The sequence below is a fragment of the Curtobacterium uvaldense genome (assembly GCF_028307415.1).
Classification (GTDB): domain Bacteria; phylum Actinomycetota; class Actinomycetes; order Actinomycetales; family Microbacteriaceae; genus Curtobacterium.
Genome location: NZ_JAQMHU010000050.1, coordinates 1 through 10262, shown reverse-complemented (window position 1 = coordinate 10262; position 10262 = coordinate 1). Strand labels below are relative to the sequence as shown.

The window sequence follows — 10262 nt, the reverse complement described above, 5'->3', positions numbered from 1 at the left end:
CGGGCTAAACCCCCGCGGTAGCCGCCCAAATATTTAGTTTTGGCCCCCCGCCCCGGGGGGGGGGCCCCGGGGGGGGGGGGGGGGGGCCCCGCGCCCCCCCCGCCTCCCGTCCGTTGCTTCACCTGGGCCGACGGCCGAGCAACACTGCGGCGAGCAGCGCGGCCACTCCGAGCAGCACCAACGGCAGGGCCGTGACGGTGAGCCACGTCGCGGTCGGTTGATCCGCAGGGCTCACGAACGCGCCGACGAGCGCCAGCGTCGTTCCTGCACCCGAGAGGAGTGCAGCGATGCACAGCAAGCTGGTCCTCAGGCGATCTCCGGACACGGTCTTCTCCTGCCGTTGGTCATTGGTTGTTGCACCAGACCACGGATCCCGGCGGGATGTTGTGGATGACGGTGCCTCGCCCGCGAGACGAGCATGCGGTCAGCACGCCGCCGGCGACTGCGAGACCGGCAGCGATGATGCCTGCCGCAGCTCCTCCGAGACCGGTCGCGGCGGTGATGATCCCGATGGCGGTCGCGACTCCCGCAGAAGCTCCGAGCACGCCGAGCAGTCTCGTGGTGTTGCAAGAGTTGAGGTAGACGTTCAGCTGGATCCCGGTGTGGTCCCACCGATTCTTCCCGGCGCAGGCGCGCACGACGGCGGTCGACCGTTCCACCTCGTCAACGAGCTGGCGGTCGACCGCAGCGTGCCGACTGGCGAGACCGACCAGCGACCGTCCGGTCGCGAACGCATCGACTGCCTCGGTGGACACGCCGATTGCGCGCGCACGATCTCCATCGAAGACGCCGTCGCTGCCGATCGCACTCGACAAGGCGGCCCCGAGGGAAGCAGCCGAAGGGTCGGATGGTGCAGCGTGGGCCGGTGACACCGACGCGACCGAGGCGACGAGCGCGACCATGAGCGTCGCGACGCCGAGGCGCTTCCATCGTGCACAAGTGGTGATGATCGATCTGGCCATCACTTCCCCGTTCGTACCGCCGTCTGCGGTCCGACCACTGTCCATCCTGAGCCGGTCGATGTCAAACATCACATTGTGGATATCAATTGACCAGCGTGCAACTAGTCAGCTTGCTGGGCGAGGGCGGATCAGTCCGCGCCCGTGAGCGCGGCCGCGTAGGCCCGCACGGATCGGTTGTAGCGGGGGAGCGTCGGCTCGACGGCCTCGATCGCCACCCGGAGTGCCTCGTCCACCCGGCCCGCGCTGTGCAGCGCGAGCGCGAGGAAGACGCGAGGGGCCGCTCCGGTCGCAGGGTGCGATGGGGCGTCGCGGAGCATCGCGATCGCATCGTCGATCCGGCCGAGGTTCCGGAGGGTCGACGCGTGCTGCACGACCAGCCGTGCGGCACGATCGGGGTCGACGGTGCCGAGCCCCGCCTCGGTCGCCGCGGCGTACTGCTCGTGCGCGGCGGCCTCCTGCCCGCCGGAGTCGTGTGCGCCACCGAGCTCGAACGAGCCGAGCGCGGGGTGGGGCGCGACCGCCGCGAGCTCGCGCATCCGGTCGATCCGGGCAGCGTCGTCCACGGTGTCGTCCGCCCACAGCGACGCGACGCGCGCTTCCCAGTCGGGGTCGGAGAGTCGTGGCTGCGGGGTCGTGGTGTCGCTCACACGGTCACGCTAGCGGCACCGCTGCGACGCGCGACCATCCGGTGGACGTGCCCCTGCGCGCATCCGGGGCACCGGGATGCGAAGATGCATCGTTGCCCACCGACAGGACGACGAGGAACCCATGGGACACGACGACGCCGCGCCGCTCCTCGACGGGCGCTACCGACTCGAGCAGGAGATCGGACGTGGCGGCATGTCCGTTGTGTACCGCGCCACCGACGAGGTGCTGCACCGTCCCGTCGCCGTGAAGCTCTTCCACCCGGGGTCCGTCGACCTGGCACGGCAGGAGGCAGAGCTCGGCGTCCTCGCTGCGCTCGAGCACCACGGGCTGGTCGGGTTGCTCGACGCGGGTGTGGTCGACGTCGTCGGCAGTGGTCCGCGACGCTTCCTCGTCATGTCGCTCGTCGTCGGACAGGACCTGGAGGCGCGGCTCGAGGTCGGACCGCTCTCCGCGAAGCACATCGCCGAGATCGGCTACGACATGGCCGAGGCGCTCGAGTACATCCACCCGCACGGCGTCGTGCACCGCGACATCAAGCCGTCCAACATCCTGCTCGTGGACTACGGCACCGGCTCCGACCGGGCCCGGGCACGGCTGACCGACTTCGGGATCGCCCTGGCCGCGGGGGTCGAACGGCTCACCGCTGACGGTGTCACGACGGGCACGGCTGCCTACCTCAGCCCGGAGCAGGCCCGGGGTGCGGACGTCGGTCCCGCGAGCGACGTGTACTCGCTCGGTCTCGTGCTGCTCCAGTGCTTCACGCGACGCCGCGAGTTCCCGGGGTCGCTCGTCGAGTCCGCCATCGCCCGGCTGTCGCGCGACCCGGTCGTGCCGGAGCCGCTGCCGGAGCACTGGAAGCACCTGCTCCGCGCGATGACGGCGCAGGACCCGACGGAGCGGCCCCTCGGTGCGCAGCTCGTCACGATGCTGCGCGACGTCGTCATCACCGAGAGTGCTGCAGCCGACCCCGCGGCCACCGGTGCCCGGTCCGATGCCGCCCCCGCTGCGACCGCGACCGCCGACGCAGGCCCCGCCGAGCCGACCCCAGCCGCCCCGGCGGACGCCCGCCCTGCCACGCTCGACTCGCTGCCCGAGGAGTCGCTGCAGCGCACCGTGGCGATGGCCGCACGGCTCTTCGACGCTCCGATCGCCCTGGTCGACGTGCTCGACGAGGACCGTGAGTGGTCGCAGTCGTGGATCGCCGAGGGGGTCGACGAGGCAGCGCGCAGCATCAGCTTCCGCAGCGGCTTCGCGCCGGTACCCGTCCCCGTGGTGATCCCGGACGGGTCCGTGCACCCGGAGATGCGGCAGAGTCCGCTCGTCACCGGGCCGCTCGGCATCCGGTTCTACGTGAGCGTGCCCCTGCTGCGGCACGACGGCACCGCGGTGGGGACCCTCGCCGTGCTCGACGTCCGTCCGCGTGAGGCGTCCGAGGGCGACCTGGCGAACCTGCGCGACCTCGCCGCGCTGGCCACCACGCAGCTGGAGCTCCGCCAGGAGTCCCTGCGCACGACGAGCGACGCACTGCCGCTCGACGGCGCGCGCTGACCCGCGTCAGGCGCCGGGTCGGCCGTCCGACCAGGTCATCGCCCGGTCCGCCTGCTCGGCCGTGATCCGGGTCACCGCACCGCAGTTGGTGCACTCGTTGCGGTGCGAGCGCGACAGCGGGACGAGCGGGACGAAGAACAGGCTGAGCTTCGTCGTGCGGCGCACCACCCGCTGCGCCGCCAGGACGCCGCACACCCCGCAGACGAAGCGGACCACGGTGAGCAGGGTGTCGGAGCCGCGGGTGCCGAAGATCAGGAACACACCGCGAGGCTACGCGGACGGCGCAGACGGATCGTCAGCCGTCGGAGGCCGTCACGCGGAAGGACCGCACGAGCGGCTCGTCCGGCTGGACGACGACGGGGGAGCGCCAGGCGAGCGCCGAACCGACCGCGGGGTACTCCGCGACCCGGACGAACCACGGATCGCGGTGGTCCAGCGCCTCGACGAGCACGTGCGCCCGTCCGTCGGCGAAGGAACCGGTCCAGGCCACCCACGGTGCGACGGAACCGTGCACGCGGTGCTCGCCCGCGCCGTCGGGGGTGCGGACCACGACGTCCGTGCAGGCGGCGAACCGCAGGAACCAGCCGCCGTAGCCGGCACCGGCGCGACCGTGGCTGGCCGGACTGCCGAGCGCGACAGGTCGGGCACCGGGCGCGCGGAGCGTGGACGTCCACTCGAGCTGCCAGCCGTCCGGCGTCGCACGCCAGCCGAGCGTGCGGTCCTCGTGGAGCAGCAGCGCGCCGGCCGGGTCGCGCCATTCGGTGCCGAGCCGCACCCGGGCGCCGTCCGTCTCGGAGGGGCCGACGGTCGCGGTGCCGTGGTCGTCCTGCCACCGGTAGCCGGGACCGTCCACGTACGTCGGTCCACCCCAGCAGTTGACGCCGTCGAGGTCCGGGAACGCGACGCCGAGGCCGCAGTGCCAGGGGTGGTCCTCGGGGTGACGGTCGGTGAGCACCACGCCGCCGAGCGTCCGCACCGGGTGGAGGAAGGGCCGCGGCACCCAGGCCGGCGGGACGTCCGCGCCGTCGTGCAGCTCGCCCACCCGGACCCCGGCGACGTCGAGCGGTACCACGACGCCGTGCGTCACGCCCGTGCCCTCCGTGCTGTCCGTCCCCACGTCGCCGACGCTACGCGCCGACCTCCGCGGGTCGCCGCCGCACGAGCACCACGCTGTCCACCGTCTCGTGTCGCTCGCCGTCCGGTCCGGTCGCCGATCGCGGTCGGCCCTCGGCGACCAGGACGTCCCACCCGTCGTCGAGCCGCAGCGCCGCCAGGTCCTGCTCGGGCGTCGGGAAGCGGTAGGACCGCATCTCCTCGGGCACGTCGCGGTGCGGCGGAGCGGCGTGGGCGGTGACGAGCAGGTGCCCGCCGGGAGCGACCGCCGTGGTCGCCCGGTGCAGGATCGCGTCGCGGGGGATGCCGACCGGCCACGACTGCAGGAAGGACGCCGTGACCAGGTCGAACCGCTCGTCGGGAGCCGGGCTCCAGGTCGCCAGGTCGGCGGCGACGAACCGGGTCCGTCCGGCCACCCCGGCCGACCGCGCCGCACGGTCGGCGCGGTCGACGGCGGTCTGCGACAGGTCGACACCGGTCACCGTCCAGCCCTGCTCCGCGAGCCAGACGACGTCGCCGCCCTCAGCGCACCCGAGGTCGAGTGCCCGGCCGCCACCCGACGGCAGTCCGGCGACCACGTCGGCGAGCACCGCGTTCACCCGGCCCGACCAGATCCCGTCCCGTTCGGCGTACCGGGCCTCCCACCAGTCGCGCGCCGTGCCGCCCCCACCCGGAGTGCCGTCGGGGCGGGCCGGGGTGTGTGCGTCGGCGGGGGCGGAGGGATCGTCGTGCGTGCGCATCCACCCAGTCGACCGCGCACCGGAGCGCACCGCAAGGATCCTTGCCGGACCGGCAACGGCGGCCCGCCGCGATCAGGCCCGGACCGGCGACGGCAGCCTGTCGCGAGTGGCCGCCGGACGGGAGGCACACGGCCGCCCGCCACGCGCCTCCCGTCCGTCGCACACCGGACGGACGGCCGACGACGTTCCGTCCGGAGTGCGCGGCCTGGGTGTCCGGTGTCCGCGGTGCCGTCCAGCGGCGCGTACCGTCGCCGGCACGACGAGATCGTCCGGCGGCCACGCCATGCGGGGGCCGCCAGGGTGGACACCACGCCACCCCGCGACCCTGCCGGCCGGACTCCGGACGGCGCAGGACGCCAGGCGGTCGTGATGCAGGGAGCACGACATGTCGACGTACCAGACGGACGAGCGGGTCGAACCGGTCCGCGTCATCACCTACCGGCACCTCCGCCGCGCCGCGCGACGGGGTTGGGCGGTGCCCGAGGGCACCCCGGCGCCGTCGCTCGCGGACCTGGGGCGGGTCCGCGGACCCAGCCGCGGCGACCGCACGTGATCACCGCGACCGTCGACCCGCCCGCGGAGGACCGGTCGACCGAGCAGCGCCGGACCTCGGTCCGACAGGTCGTGCACAGCGGCACGGAACCCGGCGGGGCCCGCATACTCCACGAGGACGTGTACGACGCCCACGACCTGTGGTGCCGTCCCGACGGGGACGCCCCCTTCAGCTACCGGTACCGTGCCACCGGGGACGGGCGGGTGAGCCTGCGGACCTCGTCGGTCTCGGCGCACCACGGCGGTGTGCTCGACCCCGGTCGGCAGTACCTGCTCGCGTGGTCGGTCGAGGGCGGTGTCGTGCTCGACCCGGACCGCGAGGACGGCGTCACGCTCCGCCCGGGCGTCCCGGTGATGTGCCCGGCGGGTCGCCCCTTCTCGGTGGTGGCGCCGCCCGGCACCGTGCACCTGGTGCACTTCGACGCGGACTTCCTCGAGGCCGTCGCGGTCGTCGGCGGTGCGGCCGTCCCCGTGCCGCTGGCGTTCCCGGCCGCCGTGCCGTCCGCCCGCCTCGCGCCGTTGCAGCGCACGCTCCGCGAGCTCGCCGGTGCGATGCTCGACGTCGACGTGGTCGACGGAGAGCGGGCGGTGCTGGACCTGCGCCTCGCCGAGGCCGTCCTCGAGGCGTTCCGCCCCGACCCCGACGGCGGTGTCCCCGACGGCTCCGTCGCCACGCTCGAGCGGGCGAAGGCGTACATGTACGCGCACTTCGCCCGCCCGCTCAGCACCGCGGAGATCGCCGCCGGCGCCGAGTCCAGCGTCCGGACGCTGCAGGAGACCTTCCAACGGCAGGAGGCATCGACGCCGACCGCGTTCCTGCGGGACCTCCGGCTCGACAAGGCCCGGATCGGGCTGCAGCTCGCCGACGCACGGGAGACCTCGGTGGGAGCCGTGGCGTCCTCCTGCGGCTTCCGGCACATGGGGCGTTTCTCCGGCGCGTACTCCGCGCGCTACGGGGAGCACCCGGGGGAGACGCTGCGAGGGCAGCGACGGATGATCGCGGTCGCCGGGACCCCCGGTCGCACGCGGGGGTCCCAGCCGGGCTGAGCCCGCCCGTCTCCCTCGCCTGTCCGGATCCGCAGGTCGGTCGGGAGGCACCCGGCGCGTCCACCGCGCAGCCCCGGTCCGCCCCATGCTGCGCTGGGTAGCGTGCAGGGATGCAGCGGACGTCACCGAGCACCGGGACCGGCGGGATCGCGGTCGCCGTGCGCGGCACCGGCGCCCCGGTCCTCGTCCTGCACGGCACCCCCGGCGGGATCTCCTCCGCCGAGGCGATGGCCCGCTTCCTGCCCTCCGACCGCTTCCGCGTCGTGACCCTCGCACGACCGGGCTACGCGGGGACGACCCTCGAGCCGGACCACCCCTCGCTCGACGACGAGGCCGACCGGTACGCGGCGCTCCTCGACGGGCTCGGCATCGACCGTGTCGCCGTGCTGGCGTGGTCCGGCGGCGGCCCGGCTGCCTACCGGTTCGCGGTCCGCCACCCGGACCGGATCCGGACGCTCGTCGTCGTAGCCGGGCTCTCCGCGCGGTGGGTCCCGCCGAAGCCGTCCTTCGCCGAGTGGGTCGTCGCGTACACCCGGGTCGGTGCGGCGCTCGCCGCGTCCGCCGCGCGACTGCTGCCGTCCGTCGTCGTCCGCACCGCCGAGGCCGGCGTCAGCTCCCTGCGCGGGCGGGCGCTCACCGCACACGTCGCGGACGTCCTGCACGACCGGCCTCGCCGCCGGGTCCTGCTCGACCTGTCGTCGAGCGGCAACGCGGGCGGGCGCAACCGTCCGGGGTGGGACAACGACGTGCGGGTGCTCGGAGCGGTGGACGACCTCGAGCTCGGGGCCGTCCGGGCACCGACGCTCCTGGTGCACGGCGACGCGGACACCGAGGTCCCGATGGAGCACAGTGCCCGGGCCGCTGCGACCGTGCCCGGGGCCGAGCTCCTCACGCTGCCCGGCGGCACCCACTTCGGGCTCTGGGACCACCACGACGCGGCCCGCGTGCAGGAGCGCGTCCGGAGCCACCTCGAGCGCGCCTGATCGCTGCCGCGCCTGACCGCTGCGTACCGGCTCCGCTCGCTCGGGGAGGGCTACGCTCGACCCGGCAGGCTGAGACGAACCGCAGGAACCGGACGCTCCAGCCCTGGCGGTCACAGCTTCGTGACCAATACGTTATCTCCCTGAGCCGGTCGACCACCCGTCGCCCGATCGCGGAAGGAACCATGGGACGACACGCACTGCCCGCAGCCCACGACGGCGCACGGTCGGCAGCAACCGAGCCGACCGCACCCGGATCGTCGGGACCCGCGGAGCTGCGGCGTCCCCGCGGCCGTCGTGCCGCCCTCGGCCCCGCGGTCGCCCGTTCCTCCTTCGTGCAGCCCGCGAAGCCCGCGCGCACGGTCTCGCTCGCCGCACCGCGCCCGGTCGCGTCGACCGCCGTCGCCGGCGCCGCGGTGCTCTCACGCTCCGCAGCACTCCGCGCCGAGCGTGCCGCGGACCCGCGGCACGTCCGCCGCGCCGCGAACGCCAAGCGCGCGGCGATCCTGCTCGCACCGGCGCTCGCCGTGACGTCGACGCTGACGCTCGCGGTCCCTGCGGACGCGGCCCCGGCGACCACGACGAGCAGCTCGTCGTCCGCCGTCACGGCTGCGGACGACGCGCAGTCCTTCACCGTCGCCCGCGACGTCGAGGTCCCCGTCGTGCAGACGGACGGCATGACGACCACCACGACGATCGTGTCCTACCCGACGATCGTCACGAAGTACGGCGTCACCACGCAGCAGGCCGAGGCGGCCATCTCGAAGGTGCTGTCGGCGGGCGGCAAGCGCGCCACGATCGTCTCGACGGCGCTGCAGTTCATGGGGGACCCGTACGTCGAGGGCGGCGCGAGCCACTCCGGCATCGACTGCTCGGGACTGACGATGGTGGCGTACGCGGCCGTCGGCATCCCGCTCGTCCACTACGTGCCGTCGCAGGACGCGGTCGCCACGACGATCCCGCAGTCCGAGGCCCTGCCGGGCGACCTCGTGGTGTTCGACAACGAGGACCACGTCGGCATCTACCTCGGCGACGGCATCGTGCTGCAGGCGCCGCACCCCGGCGACCCGGTCGACATCGTGCCGCTGTACCCGAACGCCCACCACTTCGCGCGTCTGCTGCCCGCGGGGGAGTGACGCGTCGACGGGGAGTTGCACACCTCCCGTAAACTGGAGTGATGGCCACCGAGACCCGCACCCCGTTCGAGGAGCAGCGCTCCACGCGTCCGCAGGTGCGCCCGCGCACCGAGGGGTGGACCCAGGCGCAGGACTCCGAGGGGCGACCCCTCCTGCAGTTCGCGTCGCCGAAGCGCGGCAAGCCGCCGGTGCACCTCGCCGACATGACCGTCGAGGAGCGCGTCGCGAAGGTCAAGGAGCTCGGCCTGCCCGGCTTCCGCGCCAAGCAGCTGTCGACGCACTACTTCACGCACTGGTCGTCCGACCCGGCGACGATGACCGACCTGCCGGCTGCCCAGCGCGAGGAACTCGTGGCCGGGATGCTGCCGCCGCTCCTCACGGAGACCCGGCGTCTGGCGACGGACAAGGGCGACACGATCAAGTTCCTCTGGAAGCTGCACGACGGCGCCCTGGTCGAGTCGGTGCTGATGCGCTACCCCGGTCGCATCACGCTCTGCGTCTCGTCGCAGGCCGGCTGCGGCATGAACTGCCCGTTCTGCGCCACCGGCCAGGCAGGGCTGACGCGCAACATGTCGACCGCCGAGATCATCGAGCAGATCGTCCGGGCGAACGCCGCGATCGCTGCCGGTGAACTCGGGGGCGACCCGCGGAAGGGCGGACAGGACCGCGTCGACGCCGAGCGCGTCACGAACATCGTCTTCATGGGGATGGGTGAGCCGCTCGCCAACTACAAGCGGGTCATCGAGGCGGTGCGCACGATGATCGCCCCGCAGCCGCACGGTCTCGGGATGAGCGCGCGCGGCATCACCGTCTCCACCGTCGGCCTGGTGCCGGCGATCAGGAAGCTGGCGAACGAGGACATCCCGCTCACCTTCGCCCTGTCGCTGCACGCGCCGGACGACGAGCTCCGCGACGAGCTCATCCCGGTGAACTCTCGGTGGAAGGCCGACGAGGCGATCGACGCCGCGTACGAGTACTACGCGAAGACCGGTCGACGGGTCTCGATCGAGTACGCCCTCATCAAGGACATGAACGACCACGCCTGGCGCGCCGACCTCCTCGCCGAGAAGCTCAACGCGCGTGGCAAGGGCTGGGTGCACGTCAACCCGATCCCGCTCAACCCGACGCCCGGCTCGGTCTGGACCTCGTCGGAGCCCCACGTGCAGGACGAGTTCGTCCGCCGGCTGAACGCCGCGGGCGTCCCGACGACCCTGCGCGACACCCGCGGCAAGGAGATCGACGGCGCGTGCGGCCAGTTGGCCGCGGCGGACGAGACGGACGTCTGAGCCGACGATCGGTCGGACGGGAGGCACGGTGCGGGTCCGCACCGTGCCTCCCGTCGTTCCCGGGTCGCGTCGGCACGCGTGCCACCGCCGTCCGGCACCCGTCGGTCCACGGCTCGGTACCCCTCCTCCCGCGAGTCCTCGGGGAAGTCGGGGGACGACACGCCCGGGATGTGGGTGGTGTTGGTGGTGTGGTCGGGCCGTGCGTAGAGTAATCACTCGTTGCCGCTGAGGCGGAGAACGGAACGGCCGA

At 73.5% G+C, this 10262-nt stretch carries 12 protein-coding genes; 6 read left to right on the top strand and 6 right to left on the bottom strand.

Annotated elements, in window-relative coordinates:
* Positions 1-118: 118 nt before the first annotated feature.
* The 3 genes from PIJ49_RS16570 to PIJ49_RS16560 all read right to left on the bottom strand — a co-directional run bounded on the left by PIJ49_RS16570 (position 119) and on the right by PIJ49_RS16560 (position 1609).
* Entirely contained in the window at positions 119-325 is a 207-nt protein-coding gene (locus PIJ49_RS16570) for a hypothetical protein (protein WP_066653422.1), read from the bottom strand.
* 19 nt (positions 326-344) lie between these two features.
* Positions 345-962 (bottom strand): hypothetical protein, encoded by a 618-nt coding sequence (locus PIJ49_RS16565; protein WP_209685990.1) that lies wholly within the window; start codon positions 960-962, stop codon positions 345-347.
* 128 nt (positions 963-1090) lie between these two features.
* Entirely contained in the window at positions 1091-1609 is a 519-nt protein-coding gene (locus tag PIJ49_RS16560; protein ID WP_271827111.1) for a tetratricopeptide repeat protein, read from the bottom strand.
* A 121-nt stretch (positions 1610-1730) separates the two neighbouring features.
* On the opposite strand from PIJ49_RS16560, the gene PIJ49_RS16555 reads away from it, so the two are divergent.
* On the top strand, positions 1731-3158 hold the full coding sequence (locus tag PIJ49_RS16555) for a protein kinase domain-containing protein (protein WP_271827110.1): 1428 nt from the start codon (positions 1731-1733) through the stop codon (positions 3156-3158).
* 6 nt (positions 3159-3164) lie between these two features.
* Here PIJ49_RS16555 and PIJ49_RS16550 read toward each other — a convergent pair whose 3' ends face one another.
* From PIJ49_RS16550 to PIJ49_RS16540, 3 genes are read right to left on the bottom strand one after another with little or no spacing between them, the layout of a single operon-like run.
* The gene (locus PIJ49_RS16550) at positions 3165-3419 is read right to left on the bottom strand and encodes a hypothetical protein (RefSeq protein WP_066653429.1); all 255 of its coding nucleotides are present in this window, start codon (positions 3417-3419) and stop codon (positions 3165-3167) included.
* A 34-nt stretch (positions 3420-3453) separates the two neighbouring features.
* Entirely contained in the window at positions 3454-4275 is an 822-nt protein-coding gene (locus PIJ49_RS16545) for a DUF6807 domain-containing protein (protein WP_209685984.1), read from the bottom strand.
* A 10-nt stretch (positions 4276-4285) separates the two neighbouring features.
* Complete coding sequence (locus PIJ49_RS16540) at positions 4286-5011, bottom strand: class I SAM-dependent methyltransferase (RefSeq protein ID WP_271827109.1); 726 nt, start codon at positions 5009-5011, stop codon at positions 4286-4288.
* Between the two features lie 385 nt (positions 5012-5396).
* Between PIJ49_RS16540 and PIJ49_RS16535 the strand changes: the two genes are divergently transcribed.
* The 5 genes from PIJ49_RS16535 to rlmN all read left to right on the top strand — a co-directional run bounded on the left by PIJ49_RS16535 (position 5397) and on the right by rlmN (position 10012).
* Positions 5397-5564, top strand: coding sequence for a hypothetical protein (locus PIJ49_RS16535; protein WP_158407739.1), 168 nt, complete (start codon positions 5397-5399; stop codon positions 5562-5564).
* Positions 5561-6610, top strand: coding sequence for an AraC family transcriptional regulator (locus tag PIJ49_RS16530; protein ID WP_271827108.1), 1050 nt, complete (start codon positions 5561-5563; stop codon positions 6608-6610). The genes PIJ49_RS16535 and PIJ49_RS16530 overlap by 4 nt, the downstream gene beginning before the upstream one ends.
* A 110-nt stretch (positions 6611-6720) precedes the next feature.
* Positions 6721-7593, top strand: coding sequence for an alpha/beta fold hydrolase (locus PIJ49_RS16525; protein WP_066653436.1), 873 nt, complete (start codon positions 6721-6723; stop codon positions 7591-7593).
* Between the two features lie 182 nt (positions 7594-7775).
* A complete protein-coding gene (locus PIJ49_RS16520; RefSeq protein ID WP_271827106.1) occupies positions 7776-8726 on the top strand; it encodes a C40 family peptidase in 951 nt (316 codons plus the stop codon).
* Positions 8727-8767: 41 nt separating this feature from the next.
* On the top strand, positions 8768-10012 hold the full coding sequence (rlmN, locus tag PIJ49_RS16515) for a dual-specificity RNA methyltransferase RlmN (protein WP_271827105.1): 1245 nt from the start codon (positions 8768-8770) through the stop codon (positions 10010-10012).
* The last annotated feature ends 250 nt before the right edge of the window (positions 10013-10262 follow it).